This window comes from Streptomyces sp. NPDC020299 (assembly GCF_044387825.1).
Taxonomy (GTDB): Bacteria; Actinomycetota; Actinomycetes; order Streptomycetales; family Streptomycetaceae; genus Streptomyces.
In genome coordinates, this window is the sequence record NZ_JBIRWL010000017.1 from 42456 (window position 1) to 58547 (window position 16092).

A 16092-nucleotide genomic window follows, 5' to 3' on the forward strand; every position below is an offset into this window, starting at 1 on the left:
CCCACCCCTGCGCCCTATTTGTCCTGGTGCGGAAGCAGGTCACGCCACACTGGAGTCACAAGGGCCCCACCGGCCCCATTCGACCGGTGATTGGCAGATATGTCTCAGGGGTGGGAAGCAAAGCCCCTGGTCGCCGGGATTCGGGGTGAAACATATCTGCCAATCGCTCCCACCACCCCACCCGCGCGCCCCATTTGTCCTGGTACGGAAGAAGGTTGCCGCCCGGGAAGCCGCCGAGCCACCCCGGCGTGCCGCCACCCACCCAGCGCGCCCACCCCGCCCATTCACCGCAAGTCGGTAAGCCCTCCCGGCGTGCCGCCACCCACCCACCGATCGCCGCTAAGCCACCCCGGCGTGCCGCCACCTGCCGAGCGCGCCCCCATCCCACTCACCGCAAGTCGCTAAGCCCTCCCGGCGTGCCGCCACCTACCCAGTGCGCACCACCCACCGGCCGCAAGCCGCCAATCCGACACGGCATGCCGCCCCCTGCCGACTGCGCTCCGCCCCCAACCCCCACTCACCGATCGCCGCTAAGCCGCCCCGGCGTGCAGGCGAGGCGCGTCCGCGCCCCGACCCCGCCCCACCACCCAGCCGACGGAAGGGAACGCCAGCCTCGGCCACCGCCTTTCCGGGCCGCTCGCTCGCTTCTCACCCGTGCTGGAGCGAGCCGAGTCAAGGGTCGGCCGCAAGGCCGATCGCCGCAGGCGACGCGGAGTGCAGCGAAGCGGAACGCAGCGCCCTTTACTCGGATCGTGGAAGCACGACAATGCCAAGAAGCGAGCGGCCCCCACGGTCACTTGGCGCTGGGCTCTCGCTCAGCGTCAGACGCCCCCAGAAGCTCCGGGCCACCGGTCACCGCCACCGGTCACCGCCACCGGTCACCCGCCACCAGCCACCGCACCCGTCAGAACTTGATGCTTCCGATCATGCTGGCGACGTTGGTCGTCAGTTCGCTGATCGTGGGCGCGACCGTCGAGGAGGCGAGGTAGAAGCCGAGGAGGACGCAGACGACCGCGTGACCGCCCTTCAGGCCTGACTTCTTGACCAGCAAGAAGACGATGATCGCCAGCAGCACCACCGCCGAAATCGAGAGTGCCACGGCGGCTCACCTCCAAAGATCCAGGGACGCGGGGGGTGGGACGGACTATGGGGGTTGTAGATCGATCCAGCAAATCCATACACAAGCCAGCAGGTTCATACCCACATGGCGGTAGTGATCATAACTATCCGCCCTTGTGCATCGCTGGGCGCACGGCCGCACAAGGGGGCGCATGGCCAATATGGTCAGGGCATGACGACCGAGCCTGTCTCCTTCCCCCGACGGCACGCCCGCACCCAGCGTTTCGCCCTCGGCGCGCCGCGCTCGTTCACCGTGGCACCCGATGGTTCGCGTGTCGCGTTCCTGCGCTCGACCTCCGGTACGGACCGGGCGAACTCCCTGTGGGTCATCGATGTGGCGGACGGCGGGGAGCGCGTGGCGGCCGACCCGCGCGCTCTGCTGCAAGGCGCCTCGGAACAGCTCTCACCCGAGGAACGAGCACGCCGCGAGCGCAGCCGTGAGGGCGGCGCCGGCATCGTCGGCTATGCCACCGACGCGGCTGTCGAGTTGGCGTCTTTCACCTTGTCAGGGCGGCTCTTCGCGGCGGAGCTGCGGGCCGGGACCGCGCGTGAACTGCCCGTTCCGGGGCCGGTGATCGATCCGCGGCCGGCGCCCGACGGACGGCACGTGGCGTATGTCGCCGGGGGTGCCCTGCGGGTGGTGGGCGCCGAGGGTGAGAGCGACCGGGCGCTGGCGGAGCCGGAGTCGGAGGGGGTCACGTATGGGCTGGCGGAGTTCATCGCGGCCGAGGAGATGGCTCGTTCGCGAGGCTTCTGGTGGTCCCCGCGGTCGGACCGGCTGCTCGTGGCGCGCGCGGACGACACGCCGGTGGGGCGGTGGTGGATCGCCGACCCTGCCCATCCGGAGCGTGAGCCGAACCGCGTCGCGTACCCGGCGGCGGGGACCGGAAACGCGGATGTACGGCTGTTCGTGATCGGCCTCGACGGCACGCGCACGGAGGTCGTATGGGATCGGGCGCGCTACCCGTACCTGGCGCGTGTGCACTGGTCAGACGCGGGGGCACCGCTGCTCCTGGTGCAGGCGCGGGATCAGCGCAGCCAGCTGTTCCTGGCCGTGGACGCGGAGTCGGGGGCGACTCGGATGGTCCATGCCGATGAAGATCCAACATGGCTTGAACTTTTCCCCGGGGTACCGTGCTGGAGCCCCTCCGGACAGCTGGTCCGGATCGCTGACGAGGGCGGGGCCCGGGTACTGACGGTGGGCGAGCGGCCGCTGACCGGGCCGCAGTTGCACATCCGTGCGGTGCTGGACGTGACCGCCGACGACGTGCTGGTCTCGGCCTCGGCGGGCGAGGAGGCGGAGACGGAGACGAGGACGCAGGCGGGCGCGCCGGAGATCGGTGAGGTGCACGTCTATCGGGTGAACGAGCTGGGCGTGGAGCGCGTGTCGCAGGAGCCCGGCGTGCACTCGGCGGTGCGCGCCGGGGGCGTGACCGTGCTGGTCTCGGCCACGCTGGACCGCCCGGGCGCCCGTGTCCGGGTGCTGCGTGACGGAAAGCAGGCGGCGACCGTCATGTCGTACGCCGAAGATCCCGGTCTGTCCCCGCGCGTGACGCTCACTCAGGGGGGCGCACGCCGAATTCCGTGCGCCGTGCTTATGCCTACGGACTACCCCGGGGACACTGCCGGGGGCGCTCCCCTTCCGGTACTGCTCGACCCTTACGGCGGACCGCACGGCCAGCGCGTGGTCGCCGCACACAACGCGCACCTCACCTCGCAGTGGTTCGCCGACCAGGGATTCGCGGTGGTCGTGGCCGACGGCCGGGGCACCCCGGGCCGCTCCCCCGCCTGGGAGAAGGCCGTCCACCGGGACTTCGCCCTCACCCTGGACGACCAGATCGAGGCGCTGAAGGACCTCGCCCGGGAGTACCCGCTCGACCTGACCCGGGTGGCGATCCGCGGCTGGTCCTACGGCGGCTATCTGGCCGCCCTCGCCGTGCTGCGCCGGCCGGACGTCTTCCACGCGGGCATCGCGGGCGCGCCGGTGACGGACTGGCGGCTGTACGACACCCACTACACCGAGCGGTACCTGGGCGACCCGGCCGCGGACCGGGCGGCGTACGAGAAGAGCAGCCTCGTCACCGACGAGGGCCTGTCCGCCCCCGCGGACCCGCACCGCCCGCTGATGATCGTGCACGGGCTGGCCGACGACAACGTGGTGGTCGCGCACGCCCTGCGGCTGTCCTCGGCCCTGCTCGCCGCCGGCCGTCCGCACGAGGTGCTCCCGCTGTCGGGCGTCACGCACATGACCCCGCAGGAGCAGGTCGCGGAGAACCTGCTGCTGCTCCAGGTGGACTTCCTGAAGCGTGCACTGGCCCAACCGCGCGCATAGCGGAGCAAACCACAATGAACTGCGTTAACACGCAGGCAACTCCACGGAAGCGGTACCGATATACGGACGCGCGAGGCTGAACAGCGTACGGCCGTGCGGGTGCCGTGAACGGGCCGGGGTGCTCCTTGTCACCCCGGCCCGTTGCCGTTGTGCTCCTCCACCGGCACGACCTGCTTCTCCTCGGCGAAGTGGCAGGCCGAGTCGTGCGCGGCCGGGCCGGTCTCCAGGCGGAACGCCTCCGGGACGGCTAGGGCCGGCACCTCCAGGGCGCAGCGCTCCCGGGCCTTCCAGCAGCGGGTGCGGAAGCGGCAGCCGGACGGGATGTCGGCGGGGGACGGCACATCACCCGTGAGGATGATCCGTTCGCGGTGTTCGCGGGCGTCCGGGTCGGGGACGGGCACGGCGGACAGCAGTGCCTGGGTGTAGGGGTGCGTGGGGTGGTCGTAGATCTCCGTCTCCGTGCCGGTCTCCACGATCCGGCCGAGGTACATCACACCGACCCGGTCGGAGATGTGCCGCACGATCGACAGGTCGTGCGCGATGAAGACGTAGGAGAGCTTGAACTCCGTCTGGAGCCGGTCCAGGAGGTTGATCACCTGGGCCTGGATCGAGACGTCCAGGGCCGACACCGGTTCGTCGGCGACGATCACCTCCGGCCGGAGGGCCAACGCCCGGGCGATACCGATGCGTTGGCGCTGGCCGCCGGAGAACTGGTGGGGGTAGCGGTTGACGTACTCGGGGTCGAGGCCGACCACGTCGAGCAGTTCCCGCACCTTCCGGCGCCGGTCGCCCTTCGGGGCCGCCTCGGGGTGGATCTCGTACGGCTCCCCGATGATGTCGCCGACCGTCATCCGGGGGTTGAGGGAGGTGTAGGGGTCCTGGAAGACCATCTGGATGTTGCGGCGTACGGCCTTCAGGGCACGGCCGGACAGCCGGGTGATCTCCTCGCCCTTGAAGCGGATCGAACCCGCGGTCGGCCGTTCGAGGTTGCACAGCATCTTGGCGACCGTGGACTTGCCGCAGCCGGACTCACCGACGATGCCGAGCGTCTCACCCCTGGCGAGGGCGAAGTCGACGCCGTCGACGGCCTTCACCGCGCCGATCTGCTTCCTGAACAGGATGCCCCGGGTCAGCGGGTAGTGCTTGACGAGCCCGCTGACCTCCAGGATCGGCTCGATCGGGACCGGCTCGGTCAGGACCGGCTCAGTCGTCGAGGCTGCCATGCAGGCACTCCCTCCAGAAGTGGCAGGCGCTTCTCCGGTCCGCGTCGACCTCGTACAGCGGCGGCTCGTCGGTCCGGCACACGTCGCGGGCCATCGGGCAGCGCGGCTGGAAGGCGCAGCCGGGCGGGATGTGCGTGAGGTTCGGCGGCAGGCCCTTGATGGCGTAGAGCTCCCGGCCCTTGAGGTCCAGGCGCGGGATGGAGTCCAGCAGGCCTCGGGTGTAGGGGTGAGCGGCGGATTTGTAGATGTCGTGGACGGGTGCCGATTCGACGATCCGGCCCGCGTACATCACGGCGATCCGGTCCGCCACGTCGGCGACGACCCCCAGGTCGTGGGTGATCAGGATCAGCCCCATGTGGTACTCGCGCTGCAGCTCCGCGAGCAGGTCCATCACCTGGGCCTGGACGGTGACGTCGAGGGCGGTGGTCGGTTCGTCGGCGATGATGAGCGCCGGCTCGAGGGCCATCGCCATGGCGATCATGATGCGCTGGCGCATGCCGCCGGAGAACTGGTGCGGGTAGTCGCGCACGCGCTGGGCGGCGGCGGGGATGCGGACCCGGTCCATCAGCTCGACGGCCCGGGACCGCGCGTCCTTCTTCGACATGCCCCGGTGGACCACGAACATCTCGCCGAGCTGGTCGCCCACGGAGAGCACCGGGTTCAGCGAGGACAGCGCGTCCTGGAAGATCATGGCCATCCCGGCGCCGCGGACCTTCCTGCGCTCCTCCTCCTTCAGCTTCAGCAGGTCCTGGCCCCGGAAGAGGATCTCCCCGCGGGTGATCCGCCCCGGCGGCATGTCGAGGATCCCCATGACCGCCTGAGCGGTGACCGACTTCCCCGACCCGGACTCCCCGAGCACCGCGAGCGTCTCCCCCGCGTCCACCCCGTAACTCACCCCGTTCACGGCCCGGGCGACCCCGTCCCGCATCCGGAACTCCACGCACAGGTCCCGCACCTCCAGCAACACGGCGGCTCACCTCGGCTTCGGCTGGTCGGGGACACCGCTCGCCGTGCCGCCCAGTGGGGCCAAGCCCGGTACGGGAATGGCCCGGGCCGCCCCGTACCCGCTCCCGAACCCCCCGTGCGCCTCCCGCACTTGCAGCAGCACCGCCGCTCACCTCAGTTTCGGGTCCAGGGCGTCGCGTACCGCGTCGCCGAGCATGATGAAGGCCAGGACTGTGATCGCCAGGGCGCCGGAGGGCCACAGGAGGGCGTGGGGGGCGTTGCGGATGTAGGGGGAGGCGGCGGAGATGTCGATGCCCCAGGAGACGCTGGGTGGTTTCAGGCCGACGCCCAGGTACGACAGCGTCGCCTCCAGCGCGATGTAGGTGCCGAGCGCGATGGTGGCCACGACGATCACCGGGGCGACCGCGTTGGGCGCGATGTGCCGCAGCAGGATCCGCGGGGCGGAGGCGCCCAGCGCGCGGGCGGCCTGGACGTAGTCGTTCTGCTTGGCGGTGATGACGGAGCCGCGGGCGATGCGGGAGATCTGCGGCCAGCCGAGCAGCACCATGAACCCGATGACCGGCCAGACCGTGTTGCTGGTCACCACGGAGAGCAGGACGAGGCCGCCGAGCACGACCGGGATGGCGAAGAAGATGTCGGTGAGGCGGGAGAGCAGCGAGTCCCACGCCCCGCCGAAGAAGCCCGCGAGCGCGCCCAGCACGGAGCCGAGGAGTGCCACCCCCAGCGTGGCGCAGACGCCGACCGTGACGGACGTACGGGCGCCGTAGACGGTCCGTGTGTAGACGTTGCAGCCCTGGCCGTCGTACCCGAAGGGGGCGCCCGGCTGGGAGCCCTCCTGGGCCTTGGCGAGGTCGCACTGGAGGGGGCTGCCGGAGGCGATGAGCGCGGGCCAGAGCGAGATGACGACGAGGAAGACGATGACCAGCCCGGAGAGGAGGAAGACGGGGTTGCGGCGCAGGTCCCGCCAGGCGTCCGACCAGAGGGAGCGCGGCCTGCCCTGCGGGCCGGTGCCAAGCGGCCCGCCCGGCCGCGTCCGCTCCAGCGTCGTCGCCTCGCTCGCCGCCAGGTCCATCGCGCCGCCCGCACCGGTGCCCGCGATGGCGCCCTGGGGTTCGAACGGCTGCTCAGGCATAGCGGATCCTCGGGTCGAGTACGGCGTAGAGGAGGTCGACGAGCAGGTTGGCGATGAGGAAGACCAGCACGAGGACGGTCACGAAGCCGACGACCGTCTGGGTGTTCTGGCGCAGGATGCCCTGGTAGAGCTGGTAGCCGACGCCGTGGATGTTGAAGATCCGCTCGGTGACGATCGCGCCGCCCATCAGGGCGCCGATGTCGGTGCCGATGAAGGTGACGACGGGGATGAGCGAGTTGCGCAGCAGGTGCCGGGTGATCACGCGGTGCCTGGGCAGCCCTTTGGCGATGGCCGTGCGGACGTAGTCGGACCGCTTGTTCTCGGCGATGGAGGTGCGGGTCAGCCGGGTGACGTAGGCGAGCGAGACGGAGGCCAGGACCAGTCCGGGCACGAGCAGTTCGCCGAAGGTGGCTTCCGGCGGCACCGACGGTTTGATCCAGCCCCACTCCACGCCGAGCAGGAGCTGGAGCAGCAGGCCGGTGACGAAGACGGGCACGGAGATGACCACCAGGGTCGCCAGCAGCACCCCGGTGTCGACGGGCCGGCCGCGCCGCAGCCCGGTGAGCACGCCCAGGGTGACGCCGATGACGATCTCGATGACGATCGCCACGATGGTCAGCCGGACGGTGACGGGGAACGCGGTCGACATCAGCTCGGTGACGGGCTGGCCGTTGAACGCCGTGCCGAAGTCGCCGGTGAAGACGTTCCCCATGTAGGTCAGGTATTGCTGCCAGAGCGGCTTGTCGAGGCCGAACTCCTGTTTGAGCTGGGCGGCCGTCGCCGGATCGCACTGCCGCTCGCCGCACAGTCCCGCGATGGGGTCGCCCATCACGTTCACCATCAGGAAGATCAGCAGCGTGGCCCCGAAGAACACCGGGATCATCTGGAGCAGACGCCTGACGACGTAGCGCCCCATGGCGGCTCAGCCGACCTTGATCTCGTTGTAGACGGGGACGCTGAAGGGGTTGAGCGCCACGTCGGACAGCCGTTCGGAGTAGCCCGCGCTGCCGTTCTGGTACCAGAGGGGGATGGCGGCCATGTGGTCCCGGACGACCTCTTCGGCCTGCTGGAAGGTGCGTACCGCCTGGGCGGTGTCGGTCTGGGCGTTCGCCTGGTCGACGAGCTTGTCGAAGTCCTGGTTGGACCACTGGCCGTCGTTGGAGGAGGCGCCGGTGTAGTAGAGCGGCTGGAGGAAGTTCTGGATGAGCGGGTAGTCCATCTGCCAGCCGGCGCGGAACGGGCCGGACAGCTTGTGCTGGGTGATCCGGTTGCGGAAGTCGGCGAAGGTGCCGACCGGGTTGCCCACGCAGGCCTTGTCGTTGCCGAGGGCGTTGTTGATGGAGTTGCACACGGCGTCCACCCACATCCTGTGCGAGCCGGTGTCGGCGTTGTAGGTGATCTTGACCTGCCCGCCCGGGAGCCCGCCGCCCTCCTGCACCAGCTTCTTGGCCTCGCCGGGGTTGTAGTCGCAGGCGGCCCCGCACAGCCCGTCCTTGAAGCCGCCCTCCGCGCCGAGCACCGGCGAGGTCCAGTCGGTGGCCGGGATGCGGGTCTTCAGGAAGATCGTGTCGGTGATCTGCTTGCGGTTGATCGCCATGGACAGGCCCTTGCGGACCTTCTCCGAGCCGCTCTTGTCCCAGTTCTTGTCGTAGTAGGGGAACGCGAGGGTCTGGATGATGCCGGCCGGGGCGTTGAGGTAGCGGCCGCCCAGGTCGCTCTTGACGTTCCTGAGCTGCGCGGCGGGGACGTCGTCGACCAGGTCGAGGTTGCCGGCCAGCAGGTCGGTGTAGGCGGTGTCGTTGTCGGTGTAGACCTTGAGGTCCACGCCGTCGTTCCGCGCCTTGTCCGCGCCGGGGTAGCCGGCCCACTTCCTTAGGGACATCTGCGAGCCCCTGACGTAGGAGTCGACGGCGTACGGCCCGTTGCCCACCGGCTTCTTCAGCCAGGCCGCGTGGTCGGTGAAGAACTCCGTGGGCAGCGGGGCGAACGCCGGGTAGCCCAGGGTGTCGGGGAAGCTGGAGAACTTCTGGGCCAGCTTGACGGTGAAGGTCCGGTCGTCGACGACCTTGAGGCCGGAGAGCGTGCCGGCGCTCTGTGAGCCGCTGTCCGGGTGGGCTTTGTCGTAGCCCTGGATGTAGCGGTAGAAGTACGCGTTCCGCTGGTGGTTCTTCAGGCTCGCGCCGTAGTTCCAGGCGTCGACGAAGGACTTGGCCGTCACCTTCTCCCCGTTGGAGAAGGTCCAGCCGTCCTTGATGGTGATCGTGAAGTTCTGGGAGTCCGGGGTGTCGATCTTCTGGGCGACCATGTCCTGGGCCGCGCCGGTCCTCGGGTCGTACTTCTTCAGACCCCGGAAGATCATGTCGAGGACCTTGCCGCCCTGCACCTCGTTGGTGTTCGCCGGCTCCAGCGGGTTCTGCGGATCACCCCAGGAGGAGGAGAGCACCGAGCCGCCGGCCCCGCTGCCCGTGCTCCCGCCGCCGCAGGCCGTCGCGGCGAGCGCCACGGCCATCGCCACCGCCGTCGCGCAGGCGAGTCGTCGGGCGTACGTGGTTCCACGCATGCAGTGCCTCCTCGGGAATGCGCATGCCTGCGCTGCGGCGCCAGCGCCTACCTCCGGTGCTTATGGGTCAATATCACCGCAAACAGTACGCAGCGCACACTCGGTCGGCCCGTCCGCGAGAGAGTGCACCCGAACGAGGGGTGGCCCTCCCGTCTGCCGCCGGGCGGACGCCCCTCCCGGGAGGGGACCGTCGCGGTCGGCTCGGGGCCGGGTCCTGCCCGGCGACGCCCGCACCGGCCGTGCCGCATCGCGATCCCGCCGTGGTCACGAGATCGTCACGGCGGCCGGGACCGTTCGCCGACCGCCGCCAGCGCTCCACCAGACCCCCTTCACCGGTATGGACCAATGTTTGGACCGACGGAACATCAACTCGGCGTTTCCGCAGGCCACACCAGGTGCAGGCGCCGTTGACGCGCACAGTCGCCGCATGGACACTCTCATCACCCACCCGGTGTCACCAGGCGCGAGGTCACGTTTGATGAGTACACCAGACCGGCCCGGCAGAACCCGTCCGCACCCGAGAAGCCCGCGACAGCGTCTCACCCGGCTCGCCGCCGCCGGCGGCGCCCTCGCCCTGGCCGCCACGGCGGCGCTCACCACTCCGCTCGACCCGGCTCCGCAACGGGCGCAGGCCGCGCAGGGCCCCAAGGTCCTCACCGTCGCCGCGGCGCAGAGCGTCGACTCGCTGAGCCCCTTCCTGGCAGTACGTCTGCTCAGCACGAGCATCCTGCGGCTGACGTACGAATACCTGACCGACTACGACCCCGGGGACGCGCACCCGGTGCCGGGCCTCGCCACCAGCTGGAAGCCGTCGGCCGACAAGCTCACCTGGACGTACACGATCCGCTCCGGCGCCAAGTGGTCGGACGGGCAGCAGGTGACCGCCGAGGACGCCGCCTGGACGTTCAACAAGCTGATGACCGACAAGGCGGCCGCCACCGCGAACGGCAGCTTCGTCACCAACTTCCGCAGGGTGACGGCCCCGAGCCCCACCCAGCTGGTCATCGAGCTGAAGAAGCCGCAGGCGACGATGACCGCGCTGGACGTGCCGATCGTGCCCGAGCACGTCTGGAAGGACGTCAAGGACTTCTCGAAGTTCAACAACGACAAGTCCTTCCCCGTCGTCGGTGACGGGCCGTTCGTACTCACCGACTACAAGGCGGACAGCTACGTCCGGCTCAAGGCCAACAAGAGCTTCTGGCGCGGGGCACCGAAGTTCGACGAGCTGGTCTTCAAGTACTACAAGGACCAGGACGCCGCCGTGGCCGCCCTGCGCAAGGGCGAGGTCTCCTTCGTCGCCGGCCAGCCCGCCCTGACCCCGGCGCAGGCCGCCTCCCTCAAGGGGCAGAAGGACATCCACGTCAACGAGGGCCCCGGCCGCCGCTTCTACGCCCTGGCCACCAACCCGGGCGCGAAGGCGAAGAACGGCAGGAAGTTCGGCGACGGCGACCCGTCCCTGCTGGACGAGCGGGTGCGGCACGCGCTGTTCATGGCCGTGGACCGCAAGGTCCTCATCGACAGGGTGTTCCAGGGGCACGCCGTCGAGGGCCGGGGTTACATCCCGCCGCGTTTCTCGACGTACTTCTGGAAGCCGTCCGCCGGCCAGGAGCTCGCCTACGACCCCGCCAAGGCCGCCCAGCTCCTCGACCAGGCCGGCTACAGGAAGAACGCCGACGGCAAGCGGGTCGGCAAGGACGGCAAGCCGCTGGACTACCGCGTCCTGTGCCACGCCACCGACCCGAACGACAAGGCGGTGGGCCAGTACCTGAAGGAGTGGTGGGGCAAGCTCGGCATCGGCATGACGCTCGACTGCCTCGACAACGTCACCGACCCGTGGCTCGCGGGCAAGTACGACCTCGCCTTCGACGGCTGGTCGGTCAACCCCGACCCCGACTTCGTACTGTCGATCCACACCTGCGCGGCCCTGCCCGCCACCCCGAAGGACACCGGCGCGACCGACAACTTCGTCTGCGACAAGACCTACGACGAGCTGTACGCCAAGCAGCTCGCCGAGTACGACTCGGCCAAACGGGCCGACATCGTCAAGCAGATGGAGTCGCGGCTGTACGACCTGGGGTACATGAACGTCATGGCGTACCCGAACGCCGTCGAGGCCTACCGCACCGACCAGATCAAGTCCATCGAGACCATGCCCAGGGCCGCCGGCAACATCTACGGCCAGGACGGCTACTGGAGCTGGTGGTCGGCCGTCCCGGCGGACTCCGGCTCCTCCTCCGGGGACTCCTCGACCGGGGTGATCGTCGGGGTCGTCGCGGGGGTCGTCGTCCTCGCCGGCGCCGGAGCGTTCATCGTGATGCGCCGCCGCAGCACCGCCGACGACCGCGAGTAGGTGGTTCATGGTCTCCGACGCAGTATCCGCGCCCGTCGCCAAGGGCAGACGCGCCGGCGCCGACACCGCCTACCCGACATACGTGGCCGGCAAGGTGGGCGGCGCCCTCGTCTCACTGCTGGCCGTCCTGGTCACCGGGTTCTTCCTGTTCCGGCTGATCCCGGGTGACCCGGTCAGGACCATGACGGGGGGCCGCCCGGTATCGGCGGCTCAACTGGCCGAGTACCGCAAGGAATTCGGGCTCGACCTGCCACTGTGGGAGCAGTTCACCGCCTACTGCGGCAAGGCGCTCACCGGCGACCTGGGCACGTCGTACCAGTTCCGCACCCCGGTCATCGACAAGATCACCGAGGCGCTGCCGAACACCCTGCTGCTGACCGGCACCGCCTTCGTGCTCTACACCACGCTCGGCATGTTCCTCGGCACCCGCTCGGCCTGGCGCCACGGCCGCCCGGGCGACCGGCTGAACACCGGGCTGGCGCTGACCCTGTACTCCGTCCCGTCGTTCTGGCTCGGCCTGCTGCTCATCATCGTCTTCGCGGTGGGCCTCGGCCCGGTACCGGGGCTGTTCCCGACCGGGGGCATGGAGTCGGGCGGCAAGGAGGGCTTCGCCTACGCCGTCGACGTCGCCCACCATCTGGTCCTACCGGTGATCACGCTGGTCGCGGTCGAGTACGGCCAGACGCTGCTGGTCGCCCGCTCGGCGCTGCTGGACGAGATGGGCAGCGACTATCTGACGACCGCCCGCGCCAAGGGCCTCAGGGACGACCTGGTGCGCCGCCGGCACGCCGTGCCCAACGCGCTGCTGCCGACGGTCACCCTCGTCTTCGTCAACCTCGGCCGGACCGTCGCGGGCGTCATCCTGGTCGAGACCGTCTTCTCCTGGCCGGGCCTGGGCGGACTGTTCTACCAGGCCCTGAGCGTCCCCGACCTGCCCCTGGTACAGGGGCTGTTCCTCTTCTTCGCCTCGGCGGTGATCGTCATGAACACCCTGGCCGACCTGGTCTATCCGCTGCTCGACCCGCGGGTGGGCCGATGACGGCCGACGCGGCACCGGCGACCTCCGCCCGGCTCGCCCGGCAGCGCCGCCGCCGCTCCGCCGTACGGTTCTGGCGGAGCTACCGCGCCCACCGCGCCGGGCTGGTCGGCCTGGCCGCGCTCGTGCTGTTCGCGCTGGTGGCGCTGACCGCACCGCTGACGGCCGGCTCCGGCGTGACCGGTGTGACCGACGCCCCGGGCGATCCGCTCCAGGCGCCCAGCGGTGAGTTCCCGCTGGGCACCGACCGGTTCGGGCGCAGCGTGCTCGGCCTGGTGGTGTGGGGTTCGCGGGTCTCGCTGCTGGTCGGGCTGCTCGCGGCCGTGCTGTCGGTGGCGATCGGTGCCGTCGTGGGCGTCACCGCCGGGCACTTCAAGGGCGTGTACGCGACCGTGCTGATGCGGATCACGGACTGGTTCCTGGTGATGCCGACGCTGGTGCTCGCCATCGCGCTGGCCACCGTGATGTCCCGTTCCCTCGGCACGGTGATCCTCGCGATCGGCGTGACCTCGTGGCCGACGACGGCCCGGCTGGTGCGCGCCCAGACGCTGGCGGTGGAATCGCGGCCGTACATCGAACGGGCCAAGGCCCTCGGCGGCGGGCACTGGCACGTCATGACCCGGCACGTGCTGCCCAACGTGATGCCGCTGGTGCTCGCCCAGACGACCCTGATGATCTCCTCGTCCGTCCTCGCCGAGGCGACGCTGGCCTTCCTCGGGCTCGGCGATCCGACGGTCGTCTCCTGGGGCGGGCTGCTCCAGGACGCGCGCGAGGCGGGCGCGGTGAGCGCCGGCGACTGGTGGTACCTGGTGCCGCCCGGCATCGCGATCGCCCTGGTCGCGCTGGCGTTCACGCTGTGCGGGCGGGCGGTGGAGTCCGTGCTCGATCCCAGGCTGGGGGTGGCCCGTTGACACTGCTGGAGGTGCGGGAGCTGACCGTCACCTATCCGGGCGGGGCCGAGGCCGTACGGGGCGTGGACCTGTCGCTGGACGCCGGCCGCAAACTCGGCGTCGCCGGTGAGTCCGGCTGCGGCAAGTCCACGCTGGCACTGGCCCTGCTGCGGCTGCTGCCGGCCGGCACCCGGGTGGGCGGGGAGATCCTGCTCGACGGGGAGGACGTGCTGACCATGCGGTGGGGGCGGGTGCGGGCGGTGCGCTGGGCGGGCGCCTCGATCGTCTTCCAGGGCGCTATGCACTCCCTCAACCCCGTGCACCGCGTCGGCGCCCAGATCGCCGAGCCGATCCTGCTGCACGGCGGGGCGACCGCCGCGGCCGCGCGGAAGCGGACGGGTGAGCTGCTGGAGCAGGTGGGTCTGCCGGCCGCGCGGGCACGGGCGTATCCGCACGAGCTGTCCGGGGGCCAGCGGCAGCGGGTCATGATCGCCATGGCGCTGGCCTGCGACCCGCGGCTCGTCATCGCCGACGAGCCGACCACGGCCCTCGACGTGATGATCCAGGCGCAGATCCTCCGGCTGATCGAACAGCTCGTGTCGGAGCAGGAGCTGGGCCTGATCATGATCAGCCACGATCTCGCGGTCCTCGCCGACACCTGCGACCGGCTGGCGGTGATGTACGCGGGCCGGGTGGTCGAGGAGGGGCCGGCGCGGGCGGTGTACGAGAACGCGCTGCACCCGTACGGCAAGGCGCTGTCGGCGGCGTTCCCGCGCATCGGCGACCCGGCCTCCCGGTTCGCCCCGCGCGGCCTGGCGGGCGACCCGCCCGACCCGTCGGACCTGCCCGCCGGCTGCACCTTCCACCCGCGCTGTCCGGTGGCCCTGGAGCAGTGCGCGGTCCAGGACCAGCCGGTGCGGGAGGCCGGGCGGGGACGGCGGGCGGCCTGTGTGCACGTGGAGGCGACGGCGGCGCCGCCGGCCGGTCCGGCGGAGGACGTGAGGAGCAGCACATGACGACTCCGCCGCCCCTGCTGAGCGCGCGGGGCCTGCACGTCGCCTTCCCCGGCCGGCATCGCGCCGCGCCGGCCCGGGCCGTGGACGGCGTGGAACTCGACATCGCCGCCGGGGAGATCGTGGCGCTGGTCGGCGAGTCGGGCTGCGGCAAGACGACGCTGGCGCGTTCGCTGCTCGGGCTGGTCCCGCCGACCGCGGGAAGCGTCCGCTTCGACGGGAAGCCTCTGGAGTACTCCTCCCGGGCGCTGAAGGCCTACCGCCGGCGCGTCCAGCTGGTCCTCCAGGACCCGAGCGGATCACTGAACCCGCGGCACACGGTGTACGAGGCGGTGGCCGAGGGCCTGCGGATCCACGGGCACGGGGGCGACGAACGGGCCGCGGTCGCCGAGGCCCTCTCTCGCGCGGGGCTCCGCCCGCCCGAACGCTTCTTCCTGCGCTACCCGCACGAGCTCTCCGGGGGCCAGCGGCAGCGGGTCGTCATCGCGGGCGCGCTGGTCCTGGAGCCCGAACTCATCGTCGCCGACGAGCCGGTGGCCTCCCTCGACGCCTCCGTACGCGGTGAGATCCTCGCGCTGCTGCTGCGCCTGCGCGCCGAACTGGGCCTGTCCGCCCTCGTGGTGACCCACGACCTGGGTCTGGCCTGGAACGTCGCCGACCGGGTGGCGGTGATGTACCTGGGCCGGATCGTGGAGACGGGCACGGTGGAACAGGTCCTGACGGTGCCCCGGCACCCGTACACCCAGGCCCTGTTGTCGGTCCTCCCCGAGGCCCCCGGCACCCCGGTGGTCCTGACGGGCGAGCCCCCCGACCCCTCCCGTATCCCCTCGGGCTGCCGCTTCCACGTCCGCTGCCAGGTCCTGGCGACCGGTGACGCGGACCGAGCGGGCGTCGCGGAGGCGTGCCGCACCCGGGACCCGGATGTGCTGAACGGGCGCGGTGAGGCCCAGGTGGCCTGCCATTGGGCGCGGACCCGGGCCGCTACGTGAGGGCGGGCAGAGGCCTGTGGCCGTCCGGGGGCGGATCGGTGGCCACCAGTTCGGTCTCGAAGCCGTCCGTGTTCACCAGGTAGGCCGCATAGTGCTCCGGGCCGCCGGCGTGGGGATACCGGTCGGCGAAGAGCGGTGTCCAGCCGTGGGCGGGGGCCTGGGCCGTCAGGGCGTCGACGTCGTCGCGGGTTCCGGCGTGGAAGGCGAGATGGTTGAGGCCCGGGCGCATCCGGTCGTGGCGGGTGCCGCTCAGCGCCGGCGACTGCTCGACGACGAGGTACGACGGCCCCTGACGCCAGCTGCGGCCGTGCTCCCATTGCTGGTACGGGTGGTAACCGAGCCGGGCGAGGAGCCAGCCCCATTCGTGCTCCGCGCGCGCGAGGTCGGGAACCCACAGCTCGACGTGGTGAATCATCTCGCCCCGGTGCTTGTCGATTCGAAAGAGCGCCCCGGCGAGTGACAGTACTCGCCGGGGCGCCCGC

13 protein-coding genes are annotated in these 16092 nt (G+C 70.8%); 6 read left to right on the plus strand and 7 right to left on the minus strand.

Features of this window, described 5'->3' with window-relative positions; all coding sequences use genetic code 11:
- Nucleotides 1-904: 904 nt before the first annotated feature.
- Nucleotides 905-1099: a hypothetical protein gene (locus tag ACH45E_RS34585; RefSeq protein ID WP_361447744.1), complete on the minus strand. Its 195-nt coding sequence runs from the start codon at nucleotides 1097-1099 to the stop codon at nucleotides 905-907.
- 192 nt (nucleotides 1100-1291) lie between these two features.
- Here ACH45E_RS34585 and ACH45E_RS34590 point away from each other — a divergent pair, with 192 nt between their 5' ends.
- Nucleotides 1292-3451, plus strand: a complete 2160-nt coding sequence (locus ACH45E_RS34590; RefSeq protein WP_361447741.1) for a prolyl oligopeptidase family serine peptidase — start codon at nucleotides 1292-1294, stop codon at nucleotides 3449-3451.
- A 128-nt stretch (nucleotides 3452-3579) separates the two neighbouring features.
- Here ACH45E_RS34590 and ACH45E_RS34595 read toward each other — a convergent pair whose 3' ends face one another.
- The 5 genes from ACH45E_RS34595 to ACH45E_RS34615 all read right to left on the minus strand — a co-directional run bounded on the left by ACH45E_RS34595 (nucleotide 3580) and on the right by ACH45E_RS34615 (nucleotide 9332).
- Nucleotides 3580-4674, minus strand: coding sequence for a dipeptide ABC transporter ATP-binding protein (locus tag ACH45E_RS34595; protein ID WP_361447738.1), 1095 nt, complete (start codon nucleotides 4672-4674; stop codon nucleotides 3580-3582).
- The gene (locus ACH45E_RS34600; protein ID WP_361447735.1) at nucleotides 4655-5641 is read right to left on the minus strand and encodes an ABC transporter ATP-binding protein; all 987 of its coding nucleotides are present in this window, start codon (nucleotides 5639-5641) and stop codon (nucleotides 4655-4657) included. Before ACH45E_RS34600 ends, ACH45E_RS34595 begins: the two co-directional genes overlap by 20 nt.
- A gap of 147 nt (nucleotides 5642-5788) precedes the next feature.
- On the minus strand, nucleotides 5789-6772 hold the full coding sequence (locus ACH45E_RS34605) for an ABC transporter permease (RefSeq protein WP_361447733.1): 984 nt from the start codon (nucleotides 6770-6772) through the stop codon (nucleotides 5789-5791).
- Entirely contained in the window at nucleotides 6765-7688 is a 924-nt protein-coding gene (locus tag ACH45E_RS34610) for an ABC transporter permease (RefSeq protein WP_361447731.1), read from the minus strand. The genes ACH45E_RS34605 and ACH45E_RS34610 overlap by 8 nt, the downstream gene beginning before the upstream one ends.
- Before the next feature lie 6 nt (nucleotides 7689-7694).
- Complete coding sequence (locus ACH45E_RS34615) at nucleotides 7695-9332, minus strand: ABC transporter substrate-binding protein (protein WP_361447729.1); 1638 nt, start codon at nucleotides 9330-9332, stop codon at nucleotides 7695-7697.
- Between the two features lie 478 nt (nucleotides 9333-9810).
- Between ACH45E_RS34615 and ACH45E_RS34620 the strand changes: the two genes are divergently transcribed.
- From ACH45E_RS34620 to ACH45E_RS34640, 5 genes are read left to right on the plus strand one after another with little or no spacing between them, the layout of a single operon-like run.
- Complete coding sequence (locus ACH45E_RS34620; RefSeq protein WP_361447727.1) at nucleotides 9811-11682, plus strand: ABC transporter substrate-binding protein; 1872 nt, start codon at nucleotides 9811-9813, stop codon at nucleotides 11680-11682.
- Nucleotides 11683-11689: 7 nt separating this feature from the next.
- A complete protein-coding gene (locus tag ACH45E_RS34625) occupies nucleotides 11690-12721 on the plus strand; it encodes an ABC transporter permease (protein ID WP_361447725.1) in 1032 nt (343 codons plus the stop codon).
- The gene (locus ACH45E_RS34630) at nucleotides 12718-13629 is read left to right on the plus strand and encodes an ABC transporter permease (RefSeq protein ID WP_361447723.1); all 912 of its coding nucleotides are present in this window, start codon (nucleotides 12718-12720) and stop codon (nucleotides 13627-13629) included. The genes ACH45E_RS34625 and ACH45E_RS34630 overlap by 4 nt, the downstream gene beginning before the upstream one ends.
- Complete coding sequence (locus tag ACH45E_RS34635) at nucleotides 13626-14624, plus strand: ABC transporter ATP-binding protein (RefSeq protein WP_361447722.1); 999 nt, start codon at nucleotides 13626-13628, stop codon at nucleotides 14622-14624. Before ACH45E_RS34630 ends, ACH45E_RS34635 begins: the two co-directional genes overlap by 4 nt.
- Nucleotides 14621-15610: an ABC transporter ATP-binding protein gene (locus ACH45E_RS34640; protein WP_361447720.1), complete on the plus strand. Its 990-nt coding sequence runs from the start codon at nucleotides 14621-14623 to the stop codon at nucleotides 15608-15610. The genes ACH45E_RS34635 and ACH45E_RS34640 overlap by 4 nt, the downstream gene beginning before the upstream one ends.
- On the opposite strand, the gene ACH45E_RS34645 is transcribed toward ACH45E_RS34640, so the two are convergent.
- Nucleotides 15603-16025 (minus strand): VOC family protein, encoded by a 423-nt coding sequence (locus ACH45E_RS34645; RefSeq protein WP_361447718.1) that lies wholly within the window; start codon nucleotides 16023-16025, stop codon nucleotides 15603-15605. The two genes, ACH45E_RS34640 and ACH45E_RS34645, sit on opposite strands and share 8 nt — an antisense overlap.
- Nucleotides 16026-16092: the final 67 nt, after the last annotated feature.